At 70.4% G+C, this 23,883-nt stretch carries 21 protein-coding genes; 12 read left to right on the forward strand and 9 right to left on the reverse strand.

Annotated elements, in window-relative coordinates:
* The first annotated feature begins 195 nt into the window (after positions 1-195).
* From OWR29_RS09795 to OWR29_RS09820, 6 genes are read left to right on the forward strand one after another with little or no spacing between them, the layout of a single operon-like run.
* Entirely contained in the window at positions 196-1,230 is a 1,035-nt protein-coding gene (locus OWR29_RS09795; RefSeq protein WP_267562265.1) for a LacI family DNA-binding transcriptional regulator, read from the forward strand.
* 12 nt (positions 1,231-1,242) lie between these two features.
* Complete coding sequence (locus OWR29_RS09800; RefSeq protein WP_267562266.1) at positions 1,243-2,562, forward strand: ABC transporter substrate-binding protein; 1,320 nt, start codon at positions 1,243-1,245, stop codon at positions 2,560-2,562.
* A gap of 11 nt (positions 2,563-2,573) precedes the next feature.
* On the forward strand, positions 2,574-3,524 hold the full coding sequence (locus tag OWR29_RS09805; RefSeq protein ID WP_438872573.1) for a carbohydrate ABC transporter permease: 951 nt from the start codon (positions 2,574-2,576) through the stop codon (positions 3,522-3,524).
* Entirely contained in the window at positions 3,524-4,354 is an 831-nt protein-coding gene (locus OWR29_RS09810) for a carbohydrate ABC transporter permease (protein ID WP_267562267.1), read from the forward strand. Before OWR29_RS09805 ends, OWR29_RS09810 begins: the two co-directional genes overlap by 1 nt.
* Positions 4,355-4,360: 6 nt before the next feature.
* A complete protein-coding gene (locus OWR29_RS09815; protein WP_267562268.1) occupies positions 4,361-4,933 on the forward strand; it encodes a hypothetical protein in 573 nt (190 codons plus the stop codon).
* Positions 4,934-4,990: 57 nt separating this feature from the next.
* The gene (locus OWR29_RS09820; protein ID WP_267562269.1) at positions 4,991-6,211 is read left to right on the forward strand and encodes a PP2C family protein-serine/threonine phosphatase; all 1,221 of its coding nucleotides are present in this window, start codon (positions 4,991-4,993) and stop codon (positions 6,209-6,211) included.
* Position 6,212: 1 nt separating this feature from the next.
* Here the strand turns inward: OWR29_RS09820 and OWR29_RS09825 are convergent, their stop codons facing one another.
* Both OWR29_RS09825 and OWR29_RS09830 read right to left on the reverse strand, forming a co-directional pair.
* Positions 6,213-6,554, reverse strand: a complete 342-nt coding sequence (locus OWR29_RS09825) for an STAS domain-containing protein (RefSeq protein ID WP_267562270.1) — start codon at positions 6,552-6,554, stop codon at positions 6,213-6,215.
* Between the two features lie 70 nt (positions 6,555-6,624).
* Positions 6,625-7,449 (reverse strand): alpha/beta fold hydrolase, encoded by an 825-nt coding sequence (locus OWR29_RS09830; RefSeq protein ID WP_267562271.1) that lies wholly within the window; start codon positions 7,447-7,449, stop codon positions 6,625-6,627.
* Between the two features lie 119 nt (positions 7,450-7,568).
* Between OWR29_RS09830 and OWR29_RS09835 the strand changes: the two genes are divergently transcribed.
* A complete protein-coding gene (locus OWR29_RS09835; protein WP_267562272.1) occupies positions 7,569-8,543 on the forward strand; it encodes a sigma-70 family RNA polymerase sigma factor in 975 nt (324 codons plus the stop codon).
* Between the two features lie 1,273 nt (positions 8,544-9,816).
* Here OWR29_RS09835 and OWR29_RS09840 read toward each other — a convergent pair.
* Together OWR29_RS09840 and OWR29_RS09845 are read right to left on the reverse strand one after the other, a co-directional pair.
* Positions 9,817-10,176: an STAS domain-containing protein gene (locus OWR29_RS09840; RefSeq protein WP_267562273.1), complete on the reverse strand. Its 360-nt coding sequence runs from the start codon at positions 10,174-10,176 to the stop codon at positions 9,817-9,819.
* Positions 10,177-10,242: 66 nt separating this feature from the next.
* Positions 10,243-10,701: a hypothetical protein gene (locus OWR29_RS09845; protein ID WP_267562275.1), complete on the reverse strand. Its 459-nt coding sequence runs from the start codon at positions 10,699-10,701 to the stop codon at positions 10,243-10,245.
* Between the two features lie 159 nt (positions 10,702-10,860).
* Here OWR29_RS09845 and OWR29_RS09850 point away from each other — a divergent pair, with 159 nt between their 5' ends.
* Complete coding sequence (locus tag OWR29_RS09850; protein WP_267562277.1) at positions 10,861-12,102, forward strand: FAD-binding protein; 1,242 nt, start codon at positions 10,861-10,863, stop codon at positions 12,100-12,102.
* Between the two features lie 51 nt (positions 12,103-12,153).
* On the opposite strand, the gene OWR29_RS09855 is transcribed toward OWR29_RS09850, so the two are convergent.
* Both OWR29_RS09855 and OWR29_RS09860 read right to left on the reverse strand, forming a co-directional pair.
* Positions 12,154-12,444 (reverse strand): hypothetical protein, encoded by a 291-nt coding sequence (locus OWR29_RS09855; protein ID WP_267562278.1) that lies wholly within the window; start codon positions 12,442-12,444, stop codon positions 12,154-12,156.
* Between the two features lie 320 nt (positions 12,445-12,764).
* Positions 12,765-13,664 carry a LysR family transcriptional regulator gene (locus OWR29_RS09860; RefSeq protein ID WP_267562280.1) on the reverse strand — a complete coding sequence of 300 codons (900 nt, stop codon included), beginning with the start codon at positions 13,662-13,664 and terminating at the stop codon, positions 12,765-12,767.
* A gap of 83 nt (positions 13,665-13,747) precedes the next feature.
* Between OWR29_RS09860 and OWR29_RS09865 the strand changes: the two genes are divergently transcribed.
* Positions 13,748-14,611, forward strand: a complete 864-nt coding sequence (locus tag OWR29_RS09865) for an NAD-dependent epimerase/dehydratase family protein (RefSeq protein ID WP_267562281.1) — start codon at positions 13,748-13,750, stop codon at positions 14,609-14,611.
* Positions 14,612-14,741: 130 nt separating this feature from the next.
* Entirely contained in the window at positions 14,742-15,923 is a 1,182-nt protein-coding gene (locus OWR29_RS09870; protein ID WP_267562283.1) for a hypothetical protein, read from the forward strand.
* An 83-nt stretch (positions 15,924-16,006) separates the two neighbouring features.
* Here the strand turns inward: OWR29_RS09870 and OWR29_RS09875 are convergent, their stop codons facing one another.
* The gene (locus OWR29_RS09875; protein WP_267562284.1) at positions 16,007-17,362 is read right to left on the reverse strand and encodes an FUSC family protein; all 1,356 of its coding nucleotides are present in this window, start codon (positions 17,360-17,362) and stop codon (positions 16,007-16,009) included.
* Between the two features lie 279 nt (positions 17,363-17,641).
* Between OWR29_RS09875 and ftsH the strand changes: the two genes are divergently transcribed.
* Positions 17,642-19,687: an ATP-dependent zinc metalloprotease FtsH gene (gene ftsH / locus OWR29_RS09880; protein WP_267562286.1), complete on the forward strand. Its 2,046-nt coding sequence runs from the start codon at positions 17,642-17,644 to the stop codon at positions 19,685-19,687.
* Positions 19,688-19,971: 284 nt separating this feature from the next.
* On the opposite strand, the gene OWR29_RS09885 is transcribed toward ftsH, so the two are convergent.
* Positions 19,972-20,271 carry a hypothetical protein gene (locus OWR29_RS09885; RefSeq protein WP_267562288.1) on the reverse strand — a complete coding sequence of 100 codons (300 nt, stop codon included), beginning with the start codon at positions 20,269-20,271 and terminating at the stop codon, positions 19,972-19,974.
* 349 nt (positions 20,272-20,620) lie between these two features.
* On the opposite strand from OWR29_RS09885, the gene OWR29_RS09890 reads away from it, so the two are divergent.
* Positions 20,621-21,460 carry a PHP domain-containing protein gene (locus tag OWR29_RS09890; RefSeq protein ID WP_267562289.1) on the forward strand — a complete coding sequence of 280 codons (840 nt, stop codon included), beginning with the start codon at positions 20,621-20,623 and terminating at the stop codon, positions 21,458-21,460.
* Between the two features lie 50 nt (positions 21,461-21,510).
* Here the strand turns inward: OWR29_RS09890 and OWR29_RS09895 are convergent, their stop codons facing one another.
* A complete protein-coding gene (locus OWR29_RS09895; protein ID WP_267562290.1) occupies positions 21,511-23,682 on the reverse strand; it encodes an MMPL family transporter in 2,172 nt (723 codons plus the stop codon).
* Positions 23,683-23,883 lie beyond the last annotated feature (201 nt).

The raw sequence follows: 23,883 nt of genomic DNA on the forward strand, positions 1-23,883 counted from the left end.
CCGGGCGGCAAAGGTTTGCAGCGAAGTTAGGACGATCGATCCCACCGCGTCAATAACTCGTGCCCATTTGCCCGGCTAAGAGCGTGTTGGGAGCGTGCGTCCGTCATCTCGTTGCAACACAAAAGCATTGACAGTCGTGCAACCGCTTGCATTAATGGCTGTCATCAGTGACCGGGGCCACAGAGGAGAGTGCACATGGCGGTGACCATCCGCGACGTTGCTCGGGCGTCCGGCGTGCACATCTCGACGGTGTCGCGCACCTTCTCGGCGCCGCATCTGGTCAATCCCAACACCCGCAGCCGGGTGCTGGCCCACGCCGAAGAGCTGGGCTACCGCCCCAACCGGGCCGCCCGCGCGCTCATCACCGGCCGCACCTACAACATCGGCCTGATCGTGGCCGACATCGCCAACCCGTTCTTCCCGCCGCTGATCAAGGCGGCCGAGAGCCAGGCCCGCCGGCACGACCACCACATCTTCGTCGCCGACACCAACGAGGACGCGGCGCTCGAGGAGGAGGTGGTGCGCGCCCTGGCCAAGCAGGTCGACGGCGTGCTGCTGGTCAGCCCGCGCATGAGCAACGCGCTGATCGAGCAGCTCAGCCGCGAGGTGCCGCTGGTCGTGGTCAACCGGCAGATCGCCGGCATCCCGGCCGTGGTCATGGACGTCGCCCGCGGCGCCCGCATCGCGGTCGAGCACCTCACCTCGCTCGGCCACCGCCGGATCGCCCTGCTCGGCGGCCCGCGCGGTTCGTGGACGAGCCGGGAGATCCGCCGGTCGGCGAGCACGACCGCCCGTACGGCCTCGGCCGAGCTGGTCGTCATCGGCCCCAACCCGCCGACCGAGGTCGGCGGGCTCACGGTCGCCCAGGACGTGCTGCGGGCCGGCGCCACCGCCGTGCTGGCCTACAACGACCTCATGGCGATCGGCCTCATCGAGGGTCTGCTGGCCGCGGGCGCCCGGGTGCCCGAGGACGTCAGCGTCGTCGGCATCGACGACATCATGCTCAGCCGGCTGACCCGCCCGAAGCTGACCACGGTGGCGACCCCCACCGCCGCCGCTGGTCGGGCGGCCGTCGACATGCTGCTCGCGCATGGCGACGACCGCCGCACCAACGCACACATCTATTTGCAGACCGAACTGGTCATCCGCGACTCGACGGGGCGGGGCCCGGGTCCGCACAGCCCTGCGGACCCGGGCGACGTGATCGCCCACGGAGGTGTCGCTTCCTGAAAAAGGAGCGTCATGGAGCCCATCACGCGGGCGGGCACGCCCGCTCAACGTACTACCCGGCGCCGGCTACTCGCCGCCGCCCTTACAGTTCCTCTGCTGCTCGGCGCCGCGGCCTGCGGCGGTGACGACGACGGCGGCAGCGGCGGCGGCACCGAGTTGTCGGTCTTCTGGTGGGGCGCCGAGAAGCGCGCCGAGCTGACCGACAAGGCGCTCGCGCTCTACAGCCAGAAGCACCCCGGCGTCACGTTCAAGAAGACCTGGCAGGGAAACCAGGGCTACTTCGACAAGCTGGCCACCCTCACGGCCGGTGGCAACGCGCCCGACATCTTCCAGCTCGACGACAACTACATCTCCGAGTACGCGGCCCGCGGGGTCACGCTCGACCTGACCGAGTACACCGGCAACGGCAAGCTCGACGTCAGCAAGTTCCCCGAGAGCCTGCTCAAGTACGGCGAGGTCGACGGCAAGCTGGCCGGCGTCGCGCTGGGCGAGAACACCCAGGGCCTGGTCTACGACAAGACCCTGTTGAAGAAGAACAACCTGCCCGAGCCGAAGACCGGCATGAGCTGGGAGGACTTCATCAGCTGGGCGGCCGACGTGTCCAAGAAGTCCAAGCTGCCCGGCACCCAGGACCCGAGCGCGGTCTATCAGGCGCTCTGGGTCTTCCTGCGGCAGAACGGCAAGGACCTGTACGCGGGCAAGCAGCTCGGCTTCGACGAGGCCGACATCACCAAGTGGTTCGCGCTGTGGAAGGGCGCCCGGGACAAGGGCGCGACCCCGACGCCGGACGTGATCCACGAGGGCAACGCCAGCGACGTGAGCAAGCAGCTGGTCGCCACGGGCAAGGCGGGCACCTCGTGGGTGTGGGCCAACCAGATGCCCGAGCTGAAGAAGAGCACCGACAACGAGCTGGGCCTCATCGCGTACCCGGGTGACACCAGCGCCCAGTGGGCCCGCGCCTCGATGTACATGTCGGCCTTCCGCGGCAGCAAGCACAAGGACATCGCGGTCGACGTGATCAACTTCCTGGCCAACGACCCCGAGGCCGGTCAGATCCTCGGCACCGACCGCGGCCTGCCGCCCAACCTCGACGTGCGCAAGCAGGTCGCGGCGACGGTGGAGGACCCCAACATGAAGCAGACCATCGCGGTGATGGACGAGCTGGGCAAGAAGTACGGCCCGAACGCCCCCACCGTGCCCCCGCAGGGTCACAGCAAGGTCCGCTCCGAGCTCATCCGCGTGGCCGAAGAGGTCATCTACGGCCGGCAGACCCCGGAGCAGGGCGCGGCGGCGTTCGTCGCCGCGGCCAAGGCGGCGATCGGCGCCTCGTGACCGCCTCCACGCTGACTCCCGCCCCCGTCGCTCCGGCTGCCGCGCAGCCGGGGCGGCGGGTCCGCCGGCGCCGGGAGAACCTGGCCGGGTACGTGTTCCTGTCGCCGTGGCTGCTGGGGCTGCTCGGCATCACGGCGATCCCGATGCTGATCTCGCTCTATCTGAGCTTCACCGACTACAGCCCGCTGATCCCGCTGACCGAGGCGAACTGGATCGGGCTCGAGAACTACCGCCGCATGTTCACCGCCGACCAGTCGTACTGGCACGCCGTACAGGTGACGGTGACCTTCGCCCTGGTGGCGGTGCCGCTCAAGCTGGCCGCTGCGCTCGGCGTGGCGCTTCTGCTCAATCGCACGATGCGCGGCATCTCGGTTTTCCGCGGGCTGTTCTATCTGCCGTCGCTGCTGGGCGGCAGTGTCGCGCTGGCCATCGTGTGGGTCAGCATGTTCAACCGCGACGGCGCCTTCAACTCGTTCCTGGCCCTGTTCGGCATCGAGGGCCTGCCCTGGGTCAACGACCCCGACTGGGCCTTGTCGACGCTGATCCTGCTGGCCGTGTGGCAGTTCGGCGCGCCGATGGTTATCTTCCTGGCCGGGCTCAAGCAGGTGCCGACCGAGCTCTACGAGGCGGCGTCGGTCGACGGCGCGAGCCCGTGGCGCAAGTTCGTGCACATCACGCTGCCGATGCTCTCGCCGGTCATCTTCTTCAACCTGGTGCTCGAGACGATCAACGGCTTCCAGGGCTTCACCTCGGCCTTCGTGCTCTCCAACGGCACCGGCGGCCCGGTCGACTCGACCCTGATGTACACGCTCAACCTCTACATCGCCGGGTTCGTCGACCTGAACATGGGCTACGCGTCGGCCATGGCCTGGGTCTTCCTGCTGGTGATCGGCGCGATCACGGTGGTGCTGTTCTCGACCGGCCGGTTCTGGGTCCACTACTCCGACAACGAGGAGCGGTGATGCGTTTCCCCGTCCGGTTCGTCGCGCTGCTGCTCATCCTCGCGGTGGTGCTCTACCCGCTGGTGTGGATGGTCGGCACGTCGCTCAAGTCGCCGTCCGAGATCGTCAACAACATCGGGCTGATCCCGCGCGAGTTCACCCCGGCCAACTTCACCGACGGGTGGACCAAGTTCGACGTCAGCTTCGGGCGCTTCTTCCTCAACAGCGCGCTCGTCTCGCTGCTGACGGTGGCCGGCAACACGATCTCGTGCCTGCTGGCCGCGTACGCGCTGGGCCGTCTGCGGTTCCGGCTGCGGGGCGTCTGGTTCGCCGTCATGATCGGCACCCTGCTGCTGCCCGGGCACGTGCTGATCATCCCGCAGTACATCCTGTTCCGGAGCCTGGGCTGGGTCGGCGGCGAGTGGCCGTACCTGCCCCTGCTGGTGCCGGCGTTCCTGGCCACCGAGGCGTTCTTCGTGTTCCTCATCGTCCAGTTCATGCGGGGCATCCCGCGCGAGCTGGACGAGGCCGCGGTGATCGACGGCGCCTCGGCCTACAGCATCTTCCGGCACGTGATCCTGCCGCTGTCCCGCCCCGCGCTGGTCACCACGGCGATCTTCTCGTTCATCTGGACCTGGAACGACTTCTTCCGCCAGCTGGTCTTCCTGTCCGAGCTGAAGGACTACACCGCGCCGGTCGCGCTGACCCTGTTCATCGACTCGACCAGCGAGAGCGCGGTCGGCCCGATGTTCGCGATGTCGCTGCTGTCGCTGATCCCGGTCTTCCTGTTCTTCGTGGCCTTCCAGCGGCTGCTGGTCGAGGGCATCAACACCAGCGGTCTGAAGGGGTGACAGCACATGCCGCACGACTGGCGTGACTCGCTGCGGCTGGGCGCCGACCTGGCCCTGCTGGGCGTGCTCGTGACCCTGGCCTGCCTCCCGGTTTTGACGGCCGGCGCGGCGGTGGGCGCCGCGAGTGCCGCGGTCGACCGCTTGCTGACGATCGGTCGGTGGTCGACGGCCGCCGAGGGCTGGGCCGATTTCCGTACGCGGCTGGTGCCCGGCCTGTGGGCCGGGCCCCTCGCGCTGGCCGCACTGTGGCTGGTCGCCGTCGACGTGGCGGCGCTGCGGCGCGGCTCGGTCCCGGGCGGCTCGGTGATGGTCGCGGTGGTGCTGGTGATAGCCGCGGCCGGCGCCGGCTTCGTCGCCCTGGTCGCCGGTCTGGCCGGGCCTTTTCCCGTACGCCGGGCCGGGGCACTGGCCGCGGCCCGGCCTCAGGTTCTGGCCGCCACCACCGGCGTGGTGCTGATCGCGGCGGCGCTGGCCACCCTCGTCCACCCGGCCGTTGTGCCCGTCCTGGCCGGATACGCCCTGTTCGCGGTGCACGTGGTCCTGCGCCGGGTAGTGGGTGGCCGCCCTGCCCCGGCGTGACCTTTCTCGTATCCTGCTGAGGTGGAAAGCGGTCAAGGCCTGGTACTCGCAGGAATCTTGGATGCGGCGGAGAACGCGGCTCCCGTCGACGCCGTCGAGGCGGTCACCCGTGAGCTCGCGGCCGCGCTGAACGCGCACGCGGTCTCGTTCCTGATCGCCGACCTCAGCGGGCGGGCGCTGGTGCGGCTGGGTCACGTGCCGCTTCGCGCGGACGGCGGCGGGCGGCGCAACGGCGACGAGGTCGCGACGGTGGTGCCCTTCGACGGCGGGCCGGCCGAGCAAGCCGTACGCACCCAGACCGTGCAGATCTCGTCCGGGCCCGGCGGGTGGGTGGTGCTGGCCCCGGTGACCGACCGCGGCGAGGCGATCGGCCTGCTCGAGATGACCCTGCCCGACGAGCCCGACCCGCGGACCCTGCGCGAGATCACCCGCACCGCGCACGCGCTGGCGTTCGTGGTGATCGCCAACCGCCGGCACACCGACCTGTTCGAGTGGGGCCAGCGCACCACCCCGTTCACCCTGTCGGCCGAGATCCAGCGCCGCCTGCTGCCGGCCGCGTTCACCTGCGAGGCCAGCGCGTTCACGCTCTCCGGCTGGCTCGAGCCGGCGGCCAGCATCGGCGGCGACACCTTCGACTACAGCCTGGCCCGCGACGTGCTGCACTTCAGCGTCACCGACGCGATGGGCCACGGGGTGGCCAGCGCGCTGACCGCCACCCTGGGCGTGGGCAGCCTGCGCAACAGCCGCCGCCGCGGCGCCGACCTGGTGGAGCAGGCCGGCGCGGCCAACGCCGCCCTGGCCGAGAACGCCGTCGTGCCCGGGGGCTACGTCACCGCCGTCCTGGGCCGCCTCGACCTGCGCACCGGCCGCTGCGCCCTGCTGAACGCCGGTCATGTGCCGCCGATCCTGGTCCGTGACGGCGACGCCCGTGAGCTCGCGCTGCCCGGCAACTTCCCGCTGGGCATGTTCACCGAGTCCGGGTACGAGGCCGGGGCGGTCACCCTGCGGCCGGGGGACCGGCTGGTCGTGGTCACCGACGGCACCCGCGAACGCAAGGCCGCCCAGGCCGACCTGCCGGCCCGGCTGCGTCAGCTGACCGGCCTGCATCCCCGCGAGGCCGTCCGGTCGCTGGCCGACGCCGTGCTCGAGGTGGCCGGCCCGGTGCTGGCCGACGACGCCACCCTGCTGATCCTCGACTGGCACGGCGAGCACAGCGAGGAAAGGTCCACCAGCGGGGGCGCCGACCAGGCCCGCACCAGCGCCGCCCTGCCGGACTGACCTAAGCTTCGGCTGCCTCGGCCGCCTCGACGCTGTCGTACAGCTCGATGACCTGATCGACCGAGGTGATGCTGAGGACGTAGCGGACACCCGGCCCGGCCGCGGCCAGCGCCAGCCGGCCCCCGGCCTCGCGAAGCGCCTTGTACGTCACCACGAGCGCACCCAGCGCGCTGGAGTCCATGAAGCCGACCCCGGCCAGGTCGACCACCACCCGGCGGTCCCCGGCGTCGATCAGCTCCTGCAGGGAGTTCTGCAGGCGCGGCGAGGTCGCCATGTCGAGGTCGCCGCGCACGCCGACCACGGTGCAACCGCGGCCCGGCCGGGCCGACACCAGCAGATCCACTCGCGAACCCCCTACGTGGATGATCCGCGTCAACTCTATGCGCCGGCCGGCCGGAGCGCTGCATTGTTCTTCACTCGGAAGTGTCGATGAACCCCAGAGCGGCCGCGGCGAACAGCGGGGACATGAACAGGTTGTAGTGGGTGAGGCCGGGCAGGATGGCCAGCGCGTGCCCGCCCTTGGGCCGGCCCTCGCCCATCCACCCGCCGTCCCGCTGCCCGCCGTCGAGCAGGGCGAACACCTCGACGAAGTGCGAGGGCGGGCACATGTCGGCGTCGGCCGCCATGATCAGCGTCGGCACCTGCAGGTTGCGCACCTCTTCGGTGTAGTCGAAGTCCTGCGCCATGGCCTCGCCCATCTTGCCGAGCAGGCGGGGGAAGTCCTCGGGCCGGGGGGCGACCCGCGCGTACAGCTCGTACATCGGGGTCTCTTTCATGAACTCGGCCGCCTCGGGACCCACCTGACCCTGCTGGGCGAGAATCTCGGCGTACGTGGCGTCGCGCCGGATGCCGGCCGAGGCCGCGACCAGCCGGCCCACCTTGGCCGGGTGCCGGATGGCCAGCTGCAGGGCCACCCCGCCGCCGAGCGAGTAGCCGACCACGTCAGGCTTCTCGAGGCCGAGGTGGTCGATGAGGGCGGCCACGTCGTCGGCCATGAACTTGATGTCGATCGGGCGGTCGATGTCGGCCGTGCGGCCGTGGCCCTGCAGGTCGACCAGGATGACCCGGTGGCCGGCGGCGAACTGGCCGATGATCGGGCCGAACATCTCACCCGAGCCGAGCCCGCCGTGCAGCAGGATCAGCGGGCGGCCGGCGCCGTGCGACTCGTAGTACAGGTTGATGCCGTTGACGTCGGCGTACTCGCCGTGGCCGGCGCTGTCCTGGGTCCAGTTCGTCATTTCGTGCCTCCGCGGCGTCTCGTTCTCGCTTTTCTGCCCGGTAGGACCGGGCCCGCCCGGAGTAATCATCGGTGTGAGGGAGGTTTTTTCTGTCGTACCCCTGGACTAGGTTCGGACCCGTGAGCGACGTGGCCACCCCCATCGAGTCCCAGCTGGAGACGTTCCGCCCCGAGCTGACCGGTTACTGCTACCGCATGCTCGGTTCCGCCTTCGAGGCGGAGGACGCCGTCCAGGACACTCTCGTGCGCGCCTGGAAGAGCTACGAGGGCTTCGAGGGCCGCTCGGCCCTGCGCTCCTGGCTCTACCGCATCGCCACGAATGTCTGCCTCACCATGCTGGGCAGCGCCCAGCGTCGGGCCCGCCCGATGGATTTCGGCGGCCCCGGCGACGGTCACGCCACCCATCCCGGCGAGCCCCGCCCCGACGAGATCTGGGTCGGCCCCGTCCCCGACGGCCGGGTGCTGGCCGCGGTGGCCGACCCGGCCCAGGTGGTGGCCGACCGCGAATCGATCCGCCTGGCCTTCGTGGCCGCCCTGCAACACTTGCCACCCAAGCAGCGGGCCGTGCTCATCCTGCGCGAGGTGCTGGCCTGGTCCGCGCAAGAGGTGGCCGACCTGCTCGAGACGTCAGTCCCCAGCGTCAACAGCGCCCTGCAACGGGCCCGCGCCACCATCGCCTCGGCCGACAAGGGCGCCGAAGTGCTCGAGCCCTCCGACGACGAGCAGAAGAAGCTGCTGGCCCGCTACGTCCAGGCCTTCGAGGCGTACGACCTGACCGCGCTCACCGCCCTCCTCCACGAGGACGCGACGCTCTCCATGCCCCCGCTGCCCCTGTGGCTGCGCGGCCCGGCCGACATCACCGCCTGGATGACCGGCACCGGCGCCGGCTGCGAGGGCTCCCGCCTCATCCCCGTGGTGGCCAACGGGCTGCCGGCTTTCGCCCAGTACCGCCCCAACCTCAACGGCCCGGGGCACGTGCCGTGGGCGCTCATAGTCCTCGAAATCACGGACGGCCGCATCGCCGGCATCAACAACTTCCTCGACACCGAGCACTTGTTCCCGTTGTTCGGCCTGCCGTCGAGCCTGCCCGCCTAAGGAGGAGTGCGCGGTCTTTTCAGCGAGTGGTTCGCGTCGGCGCGAGTTTCGATCCCGGCCGGGGCTTTGGGTGGGCAGAGCTTTCTTGTACGAGTTCTGTGGCCCGTGAGTACGTCGGTGCTTTCCCCAGCGCCGTCGCGGGTGCGGGCCGAAGACGGGGGCTGCGGCTTATGAGATCCATCCGCTTGCAACCGGCCGCCCTTTCTGGCGGCGCCCGAGTTTGACGGGCCGGCCGGCTGCGCACCGGAAGCCTTGGCGGGCGCTTCGGCTCGGCGGCCGGAGTACCGCTCGGCCGGCCGTGCGTCCGGCGAATCACGCGGTTGGGCGCGCCGGGCTTCGCGGGGAGCGCTGCGGGTCTGGCTTTGTCGCGCGTCTGGTCGTGCGGTTGGCGGATCACGCGGCTGGGCCTGGGTCAGCGCGAGAATGCCGGCGCCGGCCACGGCTGCGCCGGGCTTTGCGAGGGGTGCTGCGCGTCTGGCTTGTCGCGCGTCTGGCTTTGTCGCGCGTCTGGTCGTGCGGTCGGCGGATCACGCGGCTGGGCCTGGGTCAGCGCGAGAATGCCGGCGCCGGCCACGGCTGCGCCAGGCTTCGCGGGGTGCGCTGCGCGTCTGGCCTCTCGCGCGCCTGGCCTACGTTTGGCGCATCACGCAGCGGCTGCGCGTCTCGCGGGTCGCGCGTGCTGGGCGCGCTGCGGGTTCTGGCTGATCGCGCGTCCGGCTGTGCGTTTGGCGGCTCGCGGTTGGTGCGCTGCGCGTCTTGCGGATCGCGCGGCGGGAGATGCGTCTGGCGAATCACGCGGCTGGGGGCGCTGCGCGCTTGGCGGATAACGCGTCTGGTTGTGCGCTTGGCAGATCGCGGCGGTTGGGTTCGCTGGGCGCCTGGCGGATCGCGCGGCTGGCGCTGTGCGTCCTCGGCCCCATCCCTCGGCTCGGACCCATCCCTCGGCTCGGCCGCGTCCCCGTCCCCGGCTCGGCCCCGCCGCCGGCCCTGCCCCGCCGGCCCTGCCCCGTCCCCGGCCCTGCCCCCGTCCCCGGCCTCGTCCCCGGCCTCGTCCCCCGTCCCCGGCTCGGCCCCGCCGCCAGCCTGGCCCCGTCCCCGGCTCTGCCCCCGTCCCCGGCTTCGTTCCCGGCTAGGCCCGGGCTCGGCCGCCAGCCCTGGCCCGGTGGCGGGTGCACGCGTGACCAGGGGTGGGCCTGGCCGGTCGGCGCTGATGCCGAACTTTCAGGTGCTGGACCGCCTGCGGGTGGATAAACGTCCGGTCTCGGTTGGTGGATCAGGTTTGCGTCGGAGGGGTCTCGGGGGTGTGGGGAGTTGCTCGTTGGCTGGGGGTGGGTGGGGGGTAGCCGCGGGCGTGGCGGCCTGAGAAGAAGAAGCCGCCCAGGCCCATGAGGCTGAAGATGGTCAGCAGGTCGTCGGTGGCGCCCTGGGTGTTGAAGCGCCAGCCGTGGCGGCCGGCGGTCAAGCGCAGGCGGGCCAGGGCCTCGATGGTTACTACGTCGGGGCGGGCTGTGGAGACGTCGCAGATTACCTGGCCTGGTGCCGGGCGGCCCCGCAGCAGGTCGGCCAGGGCCGCGCACAGGCAGGGGATGTCGGCCCGGGTTATGCCTGGGCCGACGGCGAACGGGACCGTCATGTCAGTGCAGACTTCGCCGGGCGCCGGAACTCATCGGTCGCGGGACCGCGGATTGTGTTGTTGCGATCACCGAATGCTCAGGCGGATCGCTCGGGCGCCGTTGTGCCAGGCTCGGTGCAGGTCTTCCGGGACCGGTTCGCCGGTGGGGTCCAGGGCGATCTTGTTGAACTGGGCGAAGTTGTGATTGCGGCGGGCGATGACGGCGTAGTCGGCCACCACCTCGGCCTCGGCGGCGTGGACTCGGACGTCAGCCGTCTTCTTGCGGCCCAGGTGGCGTACCGGGATCTGGTCGCCGGTGCGTAGGTTGCGGCCCCAGGCGAACGGGGTGCCGATCAGCAGGGCGCCCTCGTGGGCGGTGTAGGCGACCGGGATCACGTAGCGTTTGCCGGTTCGGCGGCCGGTCACATAGAGCGTGATCAGGTGGCGGCCTATCCCGCGGGACACCAGCGGCGTGGCCAGGAGGCCGCGTATGAGCACGTTGACCAGGCCCTGCGCGGCCAGCGTCCGGGGTTTCTCATCGGCCATCCGGCTCACCCCTCCTCGGCTGGTTCGACCGTAACGCCGGGACGGCGGGCTCGCATGCCTGCCTGGTATGGGCGGGTATCGGGGTCGGTTCCGGTTTCGGGGCGCCCGACGAAGGCTCGCGCCTGCCGGTCGTACGGGAAAAGGTTTTAGGGTGAAGCGATGAGCGAGCGAGTGACCAACTGGGCCGGCAACATCGTTTTCGGCGCGCGGGAAGTGCGGCGGCCGGCGTCGGTCGACGAGGTGCGGCAGATCGTGGCCGCGGGCGGGCCGATCAAGGTGCTGGGCAGCGGCCACTCCTTCAACCGCATGGCCGACACCGACGGCACGCTGGTCTCGCTGGCCGAGCTGCCGCGGCTGGCCGAGATCAGCGCCGACCGCAAGTCCGTGCGGGTCGACGGCGGCATCCGGTACGGCGTGCTCGCCGCCCACCTGTACGACAACGGGCTGGCCCTGCACAACACGGCTTCGCTGCCGCACATCTCGGTGGCGGGTGCGGTCGCCACCGCCACCCACGGCTCCGGCGAGAAGAACCAGAACCTGGCCGCCGCCGTCTCGTCGATCGAGTTCATCGACGGCTCCGGCGAGCTGGTCACGCTGGCCCGCGGCGACGCCGACTTCCCGGGCGCCGTGGTCAACCTGGGCGCGCTCGGCATCGTCGTCGCGCTCACCCTCGACGTGCAACCCGCCTTCGAACTGCGCCAATACGTGTACGACAACGTGCCCCGCGCCTCGGTCGAGCAGCACCTGCACGAGATGCTGGCCGACGGCTACAGCGTCAGCCTGTTCACCAACTGGACCAGCCTCGACATCAGCCACGCCTGGCTCAAGCGCACCGAGCCCATGACCGGCGACTGGTACGGCGGCCGCCTGGCCGACGGCGACCGCCACCCGGTGCCGGGCATGCCGGCCGTCAACAGCACCGAGCAGGGCGGCGTGCCCGGCCCGTGGCATCAGCGACTGCCGCACTTCCGGATGGAGTTCACCCCGTCCAGCGGCGAGGAGCTGCAGTCGGAGTACCACGTGGCGCGCGAGGACGGGCTGGCCGCGATCGACGCCGTCGCCTCGATCCGGGAGCGGGTCGCCCCGGTTCTGCAGGTGTGCGAGGTCCGCACGATCAAGGGCGACGACCTGTGGCTGAGCCCCAACTACCGGCGGGACAGCATCGCCCTGCACTTCACCTGGATCGCCGACGCCGACGCGGTGACCCCGGTGGTGGCCGAGATCGAGCAGCGCCTGGCCCCGTTGTCGCCGCGCGCCCACCTGGGCAAGGTGTTCACCCAGACGCCGTCGACGATCCAGGCCGGGTACGAGCGGTTCGCCGACTTCCAGGCTCTGGTGCGCCGCTACGACCCGTCCGGCACGTTCCGCAACCCGTGGCTGGCCAACGTTCTGGGCTTCTAGCCCGCCCGGCCGATCACGCCGCAGCCCCGCGGGATCGGCCGGACAGAACATCTAGTCGGTGACCCGCCAGGCGCGCAGCTCCCGGCGCGCCTGGTGCCGGTCGCGCCGGCGGTCCTGGCGGCACATGAAGTTGGACTCGACGTGGCCGTGGCTCTCACAACGCCGTACGTAGAAAGCCGCCGTTCCCTCCCAGCGGCAGCCACCGCGGCGGGCGCGCTCGGGCGTGGCCTGGCGCGGCAGCGTGCACGGCCCGAAACGGTGGTCGTGCACGGGTTTGCAGCTCACCCCCGGCGCGTCCACCAGCTGCACCCACCAGGGCCGAGTCTTGTCGGTCTTGCTCATCACGGTCACCTTCCGGCTCCGCGCAGCCCCGGGCTGGGGCTGTCGCTACACCGGATGCACCGCGCTCACCTCATCGACCGACATGCGTCAACGATACGACGGTCGTCACTCCGTCGTGGAAAGCAGATGGGCACGCGGCGGCCGGGACCGTCGACCAGGCCACCGCCACCGCACCCAGCTCGGTGGAACCGGGGCGGTACGTCGCGCTCGGCAGGCCTGCCGTCGCGCCCGGTGCGCCTTCGGCACCAGTACGCGCCAGTACCGCTAGGCCTGCCTGTTGATCAAGGCGCCGCGCTCGGCTTCGCCTGATCGGCAGAGGCCTAGTAGCTGTCGCGGCGAACGACGTGGGTGTCGACCAGCTCCAGGAAGGCCTGGGCGGCCCGCGAAGGCGGGACGGTGGTGCTGCGGGCCACCCCCAGCACCCAGGACTCGGCCGGTGGGTCGAGCGGGATCGGCACCACCCGGGCGTCGGCCTCGGTGACCAGGGGCGGGACGACGGCCAGGCCGATGCCGGACTCGACGTAGCGGGGAATCGTGCCCAGCTCGTTGACCTCGATCGCGATGCGGCGGGTGATGCCGGCCAGTCGGAAGTCGTTGTCGGTGCGGACCCGGTTGCAGAAGCCGGGCGGCAGGTCGACGAACGCCTGGTCGGCCAGCGCGGCGGGGGAGACGCTCGGCTCGGCGGCCAGCTCGTGGCCGGCCGGCACCAGCAGGCGGGGCTGGAACCAGGCGATCTCGTCGACGTGCAGGCCGGGAATGGTCGAGGAGGGCACGCCCACGAAGGCCAGATCGAGCGTGTGCGCGTGCAGGTCGGCCAGCATGCCGTCGGTGCCGGCGGCGGCCACGCTCAGGGTGAGCTGCACGTGCGGGTGCCGCGAGCGGAAGTCGTGGACGAGCGCGGGCAGGTCGATCATCGTGAGGCCGGACAGCGTGCCGATCCGCAGGCTGCCGGTGACGCCGTCGCGGACGCCGGCCACCGCGGCCCGGGCCTGGTCGAGCGAGTCGAGGGCGCGCCGGGCCTCGGGCAGCAGGGCCTGGCCGGCCTCGGTGAGGGCGACGCTCGTGGTCGTCCGCCGGAACAGCGAGGCGCCCAAGTCACGTTCCAGCGCGCGGATGCTGGCCGATACCGTCGACTGCACGGCGTGGGTGCGGCGGGCGGCCCGCGTGAAGTTGAGCTCTTCGGCCACGGCCACGAAGAACTGCAGCTGACGTTGTTCCACCCGGCCCGCCTATCGCCGTCCACGATGAGGGACATCGGAAGCATTCGTTGGCGGCGAACACTGATCCGGGCCAGGCTGGGCGCATGAAGATCTTCCTGACCGGCGCGACCGGTTACATCGGCTCCCGCGTGCTTCCCGCGCTCACCGCGGCTGGTCACAGCGTCACGGCGTTGGTCCGAACTGATTCCGTACGAGGTGACGGGATGACCGCCGTCGTCGGTGACATGCGCGACCGCGACCTGGTCGGGCGGCTGGCCTCCGACGCGGACGCGGTCATCGCCCTGGCCACCCCAGGCGACGCGACCAGCGCGGCGGCCGACGACGACTTCGTCGGAGCTGTGCTGGCCCGACTGCGGCCTGGCGCCACTCTCATTCGTACGGGCGGAATCTGGGTCTATGGCTCGGGCGCGGACATCACCGAGCGCAAGCCCCTGGACGCGCCCCCGATCGTCGCGTGGCGGGAGGCGGTCGACAACCGGGCGCTGACCGCGCCGGGCATCCGGTCGCTGCTGATCGAGCCGGGCATCGTGTACGGCTATGGGACGGGCATTCCGGCGCTGCTGTTCGGCGGCCGGCGGACCGACGACGGGCTGGAGCTGATCGGACCGGGCACCCAGCACTGGACGACGGTGCATGTCGACGACCTGGCCGAGTTGTACGTGGCGGCGCTGACGCAGGGTGACTCGGGCCAGCGGTTCATCGGCGTCGGCGGCGAGAATCCGACCGTACGGGAAATGGGCGAAGCGGTCAGCCGGCGCCTCGGCCTTGGAGGGCGGGTCGTGCCCGAGGACGCGACGGCGACGGTGGAACGGCTCGGTGAGTTCGGCGCGGCGCTGCTGCTGGATCAGCAGGCGTCGGGGGAGAAGGCCCGGCGCGAGCTTTCGTGGAAGCCGACCCGTCCATCGCTGCTCGCCGAGATCGACTCTGGCGCGTACGACCCGTCGTGACCTGCGGAAACATCGGGTGCTCAGAAAGAAGAGTCTTAAGTGTTCCTTAAGCGATAATCTGCCGTGGGAGCGCTCCCGTATGGATGGCCGAAGCCAAAAATCGGTCCCCCTGGCGGAAGGCGCAGCTCCAATGTACAGAGCCCGGTACAACAAGTCCCGCACGACTTCGCGCCGCTGGCAGATCGGTGCGGTCGCGGGCGTCGCCGTAGTCCTGGCCGGCGTGGGTCTGGGTGTCGCCTCGGCCGCCGAGACGGTGCCCACCGTGAACTGCCCGCAGGTCAACAACCTGCCGGCCGTGCCCGCCCAGGCCCAGGCCGAGGTGCAGCGCAACCTTGAACTGCTCAACACGCAGATCTCGGAAGCCAACAACCGGCTGCGCACCTCGGTCGGCCAGGGCGGCCCCAACTTCATCCAGAACGCGATCCTGGGCCCGCTGAAGGACAAGCGGTTTGCCACGATCAACCGGATCGAGACGGCGATCGGGCGCAACGCGGCCAAGCCGAACCTGAACGCCGAGGGTCTGTCGACCTGCTCGCTCAACCAGGACGGCGGCGACTCGGCCGAGCAGCCGACCGACGTGCCCGCGCCCGGCGCCGGCTCCGGCGATGGCGAAGGTAATGGCGACGGCGGCGCCGCGGCCGGTGTGCCCACGGTGAACTGCCCCCAGGTGGACAACCTGCCGGCCGTTCCGGCGCAGGCCCAGGCCGAGGTGCAGCGCAACCTCGAGCTGCTCAACACCCAGATCGCCGAGGCCAACAACCGGCTGCGGACGTCGGTCGGCCAGGGCGGCGCCAACTTCATCCAGAACGCGATCCTCGGGCCGCTGAAGGACAAGCGGTTCGCCACGATCAACCGGATCGAGACGGCGATCGGGCGCAACGCGGCCAAGCCGAACCTGAACGCCGAGGGCCTGTCGACCTGCTCGCTGAACGAGAACGGCGGCGACTCGGCCGAGCAGCCGACCGAGGTTCCCGGTGCGGGTGCCGGCGGCGGGAACACCGGTGGCGGGAACGCGGCCGTCGCCACCGTCAACTGCCCGCAGGTGAACAACCTGCCCGAGATCCCGGCCCAGGCGGCGGCCGAGGTGCAGCGCAACCTCGAGCTGCTGAACACCCAGATCGCCGAGGCCAACGCCCGCATCGCGTCGTCGGTCGGCCAGGGCGGCCCCAACTTCATCCAGAACGCCATCCTCGGCCCTCTGGAGGACAAGCGGTTCGCCACGATCAACCGGATCGAGACGGCGATCGGCCGCACCGCCGCCAAGCCGAACCTGAACGCCGAGGGCCTGGCCCCGTGCGCCCTCAACCAGTGACATCAGTGAGCATCACCTGGGGCTGACCGCCCCTCCTCGCCAGACGCGCGCCCGGACCCCCACCCGGGCGCGCGTCTCCGCGTTCACCGCGGTCCGCGGTCGGTCTTGGTGGTCACGGCCTTCTCCCAGAAACTTCGTACGGCCGGTACGACCTCGGACACCGCCGGGATCCCGGGGCTCGTCTCCCGCGCGCCGACTTCGAGCGCCGGCGCCGACCGTTCCAGCGCACCGGCCATGCGGTCGATGTCGGTCAGGATGGAACCGGTCAGCACCAGCACCCCGGTGTCCTCGACCTGGCTGCGCACCTTGTGCAGGGTCTGCCGGCGAGCCTCGCGCAGCCCGTCCAGCAGGTCCTCGAGGTCGTCGGCGTCACGGGTGGTGTCGGCGTCCGGGTCGGTCTCCAGCGTGGCGTGCGCGGCGAAAGCCTCCGACGCGGCCTTGAGCAAAGGTCCGATGTCATCCGGTACGCCGGGACTGTGCGGGGTGACGGCGGCGTCGAACATCGTCCGGGCCACCGAATTCACCTGGTGCACCCCGTGCTCGAGGACGCGGAAGGTGTGGTGCACCGGCGTCACCTCGGTCAGCGGTGTCGTCAGCGACCACCGGGCCTGCCGGTCCAGGTCGTCCACCGCGTCGACCGCCTCGCCCAGGGTCTCGCCGAGCTGGCGGGAGCGCGCGAGCCATTGAGTGGCCTGGTCCCGGCCGTAGCCGCGGGCCGCACCGGTCCCCAGGTCGCCGAGCAGGCGGGCGATCTCGGCCGAGAGATGGGCCAGCTTGTCGTGCGCCCGTTCCAGCGGCGTCATCCCGCCGACCAGCGGCGACAGGATCATGCCGATCACGATGCCCAGCGCCGTGGCCCCGACGCGCTCCCAGACGAACTGCTCGGTGACGGCGCTGCCGGCCACCAGAACGCCCAGCGAGGTCGCGGGCACGGTCACCGCCCCGTCGCCCAGGCGCAACAGCCGCCCGACGACCAGCCCGGACCCGGCGATCACGGCGATCGACACCGGGCTCGGACCGAACACCCCCCACACGCCGACCGCGAACCCGATCCCGGAGGCGGTGCCGACCAGGCGCTTCGTGCCCTCCCGGACCGAGGCGTGCGCGCTGAGGTGAACCGACAGGATCGCGGTGATCGACGCGGTGACCGCGCCGACCATCTGCAGGGTCTCGGCCGTGAACCAGGCGATGCCGGCGGCGATCGCGGCCACCAGGATGGAGCGGGCCACGGCCGGATCCATCCGCTCGTACCACCGGCGGGCGAACCGGCGGAACCCGGCCGGGATGTGCGGGCGTACCTCGTCCAGCAGGGCCCGGCCCAGAGCCTCGACGACCGGCTTGACCTTGCGGCGCAGCACCGCCGTCGCCACCGCGCACAGCAGAAGGATCGTGGCGACGATCGTGATCGGGTTCGCGGACTCGACGAGCGACTCGGGCAACGCTGCGGCTTTCTCTACACGACGGTGATCCAGTCGGGAAAAGTATCGCCACTGGCCGAGGCAAATGTCGCGAATACGGGAATTGTGATAGGGGTCGCGGCCGCCTCCCGGCCAAGGGGCAAAACGCCGACATTTGCGGCCCGGCGGGGTGGTCTCCGCGGCTTGCCGGTCGGGGCCGGCGAGGCTTTGTCGGTTCGTGCTCAAAATGGTGACGACGGGCATGCGTAGCGCGCGTCACGACTGTGTATTCGCGCTGCTTCCGCGGGGTAGCTTCGCGCCATGCCTGCCGATGCCCCAGACGCGAAGCCGCCGCAGCGCCCGCACCCGTGGAAGGTCGAGGGCGTGCCCCCGGCACCCGCCCCCGGTGGCCCCAAACGGCCGCGCTCCAGCTGGGTCCGGTTCGGCGGCATGCTCGTCGTCCTGCTCGCCCTCAACTGGATCATCTCGTCGTTCTTCCTGGCCCCGCCCGAACGCGCCCCGGTGTCGTACACGTTCTTCCTGAGCCAGGTCCAGGCGAACAACGTCGCCGAGATCACCTCGACCGCCGACACCATCGAAGGCCAGTTCAAGAAGGAAGTGGCCTACACGCCGACCGGCGACACCAAGTCCGAGCAGGTCGAGCGGTTCACCACCCAGCGGCCCTCGTTCGCCGACGACGACCTGTTCTCGCAGCTGCAGGCCGATCAGGTGCCGGTCAACGCCAACCCGCCGGACGCGCCCGCGCCGATCTGGCAGCAGCTGCTCATCGGGTTCGGGCCGACCATCCTGCTCGTCGGGCTGTTCATCTGGATCAGCCGGCGGATGGCCGGCGGGGGCGGCGGCGGGGGAGTGCTGGGCAGCTTCGGCAAGTCGCGGGCCAAGCTCTACCAGCCCGAATCGGGACCCCGGACGACGTTCGCCGACGTGGCCGGCATCCAAGAGGTCGAGCAGGAGGTCACCGAGATCGTCGACTTCCTGCGCGAACCCGGGAAGTACCGCAAACTCGGCGCCCAGATCCCGCACGGCGTGCTGCTGAGCGGCCCGCCCGGCACCGGCAAGACGCTGCTGGCCCGGGCGGTCGCCGGCGAGGCCCAGGTGCCGTTCTTCTCGATCTCGGCGTCCGAATTCATCGAGGCCATCGTCGGTGTGGGGGCGAGCCGCGTACGCGACCTGTTCGACCAGGCGAAAAAGGTGGCGCCGTCGATCATCTTCATCGACGAGCTCGACGCCATCGGCCGGGCCCGGGGCAGCGCGCAGTCGCTCGGCGGCAACGACGAACGCGAACAGACGCTCAACCAGATCCTCACCGAGATGGACGGGTTCACCGGCAGCGAAGGGGTGGTCGTGCTGGCCGCGACCAACCGGTCCGAAATCCTCGACCCGGCGCTGCTGCGGCCCGGACGCTTCGACCGCCGAGTGGTGGTGAGCCCGCCCGATCTGGCGGGAAGGCGGGCGATCCTGGCCGTCCACACGCGAGGAGTGCCGCTGGCCGAAGGGGTCGACCTGGACGGGATCGCGGCCTCGACGCCGGGCATGGTCGGGGCCGACCTGAAGAACCTCGTCAACGAGGCGGCGCTGCTGGCCGCCCGGCGGGGACACGACCAGGTGCGGAACAACGACTTCACTGATGCCCTGGAAAAGATCGTGCTGGGCACCGTACGAGGATTGATGCTGACCCCGGACGAGAAGGAGCGCACGGCGTTCCACGAATCGGGGCACGCGCTGCTCGGCATGCTGACGCCGGGGGCCGACCCGGTCCGCAAGATCTCGATCATCCCGCGCGGGCAGGCGCTGGGCGTGACATTCCAGAGCCCGTCGAGCGACCGGTACGGGTATTCGAAGCAGTACCTGAAAGGGCGGATCATCGGGGCGCTGGGCGGCCGGGCGGCCGAGCAGGTCGTGTTCGGTGACGAGACCACGGGTGCGGAAAGCGACCTCGATCAGGTCAGCAACATCGCCCGGCAGATGGTGGGCCGATGGGGAATGTCCGACGCGATCGGGCCGGTGACAGTGTTGCCGCCGCCGGGGCAGGAGTCGCCGTTCGGGGACGGGGTGGCGCCGGCGACCAAGGAACTGATCGATTCCGAGGTCCGCAAGATCGTCGACGAATGCTATGCCGAGGCGTTGTCCTTGCTCCGGTCGCATCGGGGGCAGCTGGACAGCTTGGCTCATCGGTTGTTGCAGACCGAGACGCTGGACGAGGCCGACGCTTACGCTGCTGCGGGGATTGATCCTGCTGATGCTCCGGGGGCTGTGGCCCGGGGTGACCTGCCGGGGTCTTCGCCTGCTCCTGGGATTCCGCATCCGGTCTCTTCGGAGAATGGGGTTCCGGCTTCGGCGTCTTAAAGAACCGTGGCTTTCTTGCGGTGGACGGACGGGCCCGAGGGCAACCACGCTGGGCTGAAAGGCGATACGCCCTGCGTGGTTGCCCTCGGGCCCGTCCTTGCATGGTTTCCACTCGCTCTTACGTCGTGGTCGGTGTGTCTCTGATTGCATGGCCGGGCTGGGGAAACCCGTGCGGGTCGGGGTCTGGCTGCCGCGTGGGGGATGAAACCAGGACTGTTTCTTACTCGGGCGGGCCTTTGTGGGGGGTTTCGCGTTCGCACCGTGCCGGTTGCGCGTCTGGTGGGTCAGTTCTTGGTCACCCATGGGGGTACGCGGTGGCGGGTCGAAGGGTGGAGGCGGCCCGTGGGGGCGTCCATCAGCCTGTCTGACGTCACGCGGCATGAACTCACCACGCGAGCGGTGGGCTGGTTTTCGTGGGCGGCGTTTTCGGTCTCTGAGGTTTGTGTGGGCCATTCGCGGCTGATCGCGCGGTGCGCACCGATTCTCGTCAAGCGGCGTACTGCCTGACGTCCGTATTGGGTGGACAGGGCCGCGACGGCGAACGCGACCGCACTGCCGGCGGTGAACACCATGACAACGAGCATGAACTGACCGTAATTGGCTCACCCCTGCCAGTCACCGTTCGCTTATACGATGCATCGTGATGATCGGATGGTGATCAGGCGCTGGGCGTATTAATCAGATCGGGCGGCTCGTCCCTCTATCGCGGGAACGGTTCTGCGCAGGGCTTTTCCGCGACGGCATTCACATTCATATCACCGGCCTGCGCCTTCGCCGCCGTCATCCGTGAGTTCTAGGCCGAGCGCCGACGGTCTGCAGCCGTTCACCGGCCCAGGTGGAGGCGGCGGAACGGCGGGGCAGGCAATGCCGCCGGTCGTGACGGATGCTCGCCGGAGTTCGGCCGGGAAAGCCCAGGGCCGTTAGGTTCTAGGGATGGTGGCGATACCGGGGGACAGCCATGTGCACACCGAATGGTCGTGGGATGCGGCGATCGGGGACATGGAAGGGACTTGCGCGCGGGCGGTGGAGATCGGCCTGACGGCAGTGGCCTTCACCGAGCACCTCGACCACATCGTGTGGACCGCTGATGACCAGACGCTGGAGGAGAGCTCTCATCTGGCTTCCTTCGCCGACGCGGGTGGGCGGGTCAGCGCGCCGCCGTTCGATGCCGATGGGTATCTCGCGGCTGTCGAGCGGTGCCGGGATCGGTTTCCGGGGCTGCGGATCCTGAGCGGGCTCGAGATCGGGGAGCCTCATCTGCACACGGACGCGGTGGCGAAGGTGTTGAGCGCGGGGTCGTTCGATCGGGTGCTCGGGTCGCTGCACGCGCTGCCGGTGGGGGACGAGTTCTATGAGCCGCCCATGGCGTTCCAGCACTACGGGCACGAGGAAGCCTTCCGGCGGTATCTGCGGCAGGTTCCCGTTGTCGTCGCCGGGAGTGATGTCTTCGCGGTGTTCGCGCACATCGACTATCCCGTGCGGTTCTGGCCGGTCGAAAGTGCGCCGTTCGACCCGTACGCGTTCGAGGAAGAATTTCGGAGCGCGTTGCGGGCGATCGCGGACGGCGGGCGCGTGCTGGAAGTCAACTCGAGGGTGCCGTTGCATCCCGAGGTTCTGCGCTGGTGGCGGGAGGAGGGTGGCCGGGCCGTCTCGTTCGGCAGCGACGCCCACTATCCCGGCGGGCTGGCCGAAGGCTTTCGCGAGGCCGCCGACATGGCCGAGGCGCACGGCTTCCGGCCCGGCCGCCAACGTCACGATTTCTGGATCTTGTGACGCCGGCGGGAGGCTCCCGTTCGGAAGCCTCCCGCCATAAAAGGGAAGAATCAGTGGCGGCCGGCCAGTTCCGGTTCGGGAGCGGGCGGGGCCACGGCGGGCTGGGCGGCGTGACGGCCGCGGGGGCGCATGAAGCGGGGCGCCCACCAGTTGGCCTTGCCCAGCAGGGTCATGGCGGAGGGGAGCACGACCGCCCGGATGATGGTCGCGTCGAGCAGGATGGCGGCGGCCAGGCCGATGCCGAGCTGCTTCATGTCGATCGTGGACAGTGTGGCGAAGATGGAGAACACCGCGACCATCACCAGGGCCGCGCTGCTGACCGTGCCGGCCGAGCCGGTAATCCCGTCGGCCACCGCCTCGCGGGTCGGGACGCCGCGCAGCACGGCCTCGCGGATCCGCGACACCACGAACACGTGGTAGTCCATGGACAGGCCGAACAGCACCACGAACAGGAACAGCGGCAGCCAGCTGACGATCGCGTCCATCGAGGTGAAGTTGAGCAGGTCGGGCGCCCAGCTGCCCTGGAAGACCAGCACCAGCAGGCCGTACGCGGCGCCGACGGAGAGCAGGTTGAGGCCGATCGAGGTGGCCGCCACCACGACCGAGCGGAACGTCCAGGCCATCATGAGGAACGTCAGCAGCAGCACGACCCCGGCCACGATCGGCAGCGTCTGCCAGATGTGCTTGGCGTAGTCCTCGTTGTTGGCGACGTCGCCGCCCACCGCGTAGTCCAGACCGCCGAGAGCGGCCGGGGCGAGCGTTTCGCGCAGCTCGTGCAGCGAGTCCGCGGCCTCGTCGCTGCGCGAGGTGAACGGGGTGGCCAGGTCGAGCACGGTCACCGTCTTGTCGGGGGAGACCTCGATGTCGGGACCGGTCTGCTCCGGCGGCGCGAACAGGCGGTTGCCCTCGGTGCTCTCGGCCAGCTTGGTCAGAGCCGCCTTCACGTCACCGGCTCGGGCGGCCGGGGCCTGCACGGCGATCATGTGCGTGGTCCCGTTGCTCGGATAGGCGGCGGTGAGGCGGTCGTACGCCTGCATGGCCGGCGTCGTCCGGGGCAAGTCCTCCGTACCCGGGAACTTGAGGTTCATGTTGAGAGCCGGCGCGGCCAGGGCCAGCAGCGCGAGCACGCTGACGATGAGGGTCGCGGCCGGCCAGCGCAGTGCCGGGTAGAGGACGCGCCCCCAGAAGGAGCCGGACTTGCGGGCGCTCAGCCGCCACAGGAACGGCACGCGCGGCCGGTCGACCCAGCGGCCCAGCTTGGCCAGGATGGCGGGTAGCACGGTCAGCGAGCCGAGCACGGCCACCGCGACGACCAGGATCGAGCCGACGGCGAGCGACGAGAAGGTGGAGTCCCCGGCCAGGAACAGCCCCGCCATCGCGATGACGACGGCGGTGCCGCTGACCACCACGGCGTGCCCGGACGTCTCGGCGGCGACCTCCACCGCGTCGACGTGACCGCGCCCCTTCGCCCGTTCTTCACGTTCCCGCCGTACGTAGAAGAGCGAGTAGTCGACGCCGACCGCCATGCCGATCAGCAGGATGACGCTCGAGGTGACGTCGGTCGACGGGATCAGGTGCGAGGCCAGCGTGGAGAGGCCCATCGCGGCCGCCACCGACGACAACGCCAGCAGCACCGGTACGCCGGCGGCGATCAGCGCACCGAAGACCAGGATCAGGATGGCCAGCGTGACGGGCAGGCTGAGGATTTCGGCCCGCTGGAAGTCGTCGCCCAGCGTGTCGTCGAGGGCCTTGTTGATGGACGGGCCACCGACCTGCTCGACCCGCAGGTCGGGATGCGCCTGCTGCACCTCGGCGGTCGCCGACCGTAGCGGTTCCACGCGGTCGGAGGCGTCGTCGGGGTCGCCGGCCATGGTGATCGGCACGAGCAGGGCCGAGCCGTCGTTGGCCGGGATCGGCTTGCCCACCTCGGCCACGCCGGTGACCGTACGTAGCTTATTGGTGGCGTCGGTGGCGGCGCGCTGAGCGGCCGCGTTGTCGAGCTTGCCCGATCGGGCAGTGATCAGAACGTTGTCGACGGCGGGCTCGTCGGCGAACCCGCCCTCCTCGATCATCACGTACGCGCGTCCGGCCTCGCCGATCGCGTCGTCCTGAGCCGTGGCCTCCTTCAGTCCGGCCGCGTTGCCGCCGACGAAGCACACCGCCACGAAGACCACCCAGAGCGCGATCGCGCGCCACGGATGCTCGGCGCTCCAGCGCGCCATGCGCACCGTTACCGGTCGCCTGCCCATGATTCCCCCCGAACCTGGTTTCCTGTGTCGAACCTGAACCTAGGCAGCTGATGAGCTGGGAACATCCGGGCCGAACCCCCGCCCGACCTCGAGACGGGATTTCGCCGCGACCACACCGGAAAAGCCGCGGATCGGCGCACAACGCCCCGCAACACTCAGGGATCCCCCGGGGTC

The sequence above is a fragment of the Paractinoplanes pyxinae genome (assembly GCF_026626335.1).
Classification (GTDB): domain Bacteria; phylum Actinomycetota; class Actinomycetes; order Mycobacteriales; family Micromonosporaceae; genus Actinoplanes; species Actinoplanes pyxinae.

Excerpts from the sequence above, each read along its gene's own strand:
- OWR29_RS09795 (WP_267562265.1), top strand. The coding sequence starts at position 196 with ATGGCGGTGACCATCCGCGACGTTGCTCGGGCGTCCGGCGTGCACATC.
- OWR29_RS09800 (WP_267562266.1), top strand. The coding sequence starts at position 1,243 with ATGGAGCCCATCACGCGGGCGGGCACGCCCGCTCAACGTACTACCCGG.
- OWR29_RS09810 (WP_267562267.1), top strand. The coding sequence starts at position 3,524 with ATGCGTTTCCCCGTCCGGTTCGTCGCGCTGCTGCTCATCCTCGCGGTG.
- OWR29_RS09815 (WP_267562268.1), top strand. The coding sequence starts at position 4,361 with ATGCCGCACGACTGGCGTGACTCGCTGCGGCTGGGCGCCGACCTGGCC.
- OWR29_RS09830 (WP_267562271.1), bottom strand. The coding sequence starts at position 7,449 with ATGACGAACTGGACCCAGGACAGCGCCGGCCACGGCGAGTACGCCGAC.
- OWR29_RS09840 (WP_267562273.1), bottom strand. The coding sequence starts at position 10,176 with ATGACGGTCCCGTTCGCCGTCGGCCCAGGCATAACCCGGGCCGACATC.
- OWR29_RS09845 (WP_267562275.1), bottom strand. The coding sequence starts at position 10,701 with ATGGCCGATGAGAAACCCCGGACGCTGGCCGCGCAGGGCCTGGTCAAC.
- OWR29_RS09850 (WP_267562277.1), top strand. The coding sequence starts at position 10,861 with ATGAGCGAGCGAGTGACCAACTGGGCCGGCAACATCGTTTTCGGCGCG.
- OWR29_RS09855 (WP_267562278.1), bottom strand. The coding sequence starts at position 12,444 with ATGAGCAAGACCGACAAGACTCGGCCCTGGTGGGTGCAGCTGGTGGAC.
- OWR29_RS09865 (WP_267562281.1), top strand. The coding sequence starts at position 13,748 with ATGAAGATCTTCCTGACCGGCGCGACCGGTTACATCGGCTCCCGCGTG.
- OWR29_RS09870 (WP_267562283.1), top strand. The coding sequence starts at position 14,742 with ATGTACAGAGCCCGGTACAACAAGTCCCGCACGACTTCGCGCCGCTGG.
- ftsH (WP_267562286.1), top strand. The coding sequence starts at position 17,642 with ATGCCTGCCGATGCCCCAGACGCGAAGCCGCCGCAGCGCCCGCACCCG.
- OWR29_RS09885 (WP_267562288.1), bottom strand. The coding sequence starts at position 20,271 with ATGCTCGTTGTCATGGTGTTCACCGCCGGCAGTGCGGTCGCGTTCGCC.
- OWR29_RS09890 (WP_267562289.1), top strand. The coding sequence starts at position 20,621 with ATGGTGGCGATACCGGGGGACAGCCATGTGCACACCGAATGGTCGTGG.
- OWR29_RS09895 (WP_267562290.1), bottom strand. The coding sequence starts at position 23,682 with ATGGCGCGCTGGAGCGCCGAGCATCCGTGGCGCGCGATCGCGCTCTGG.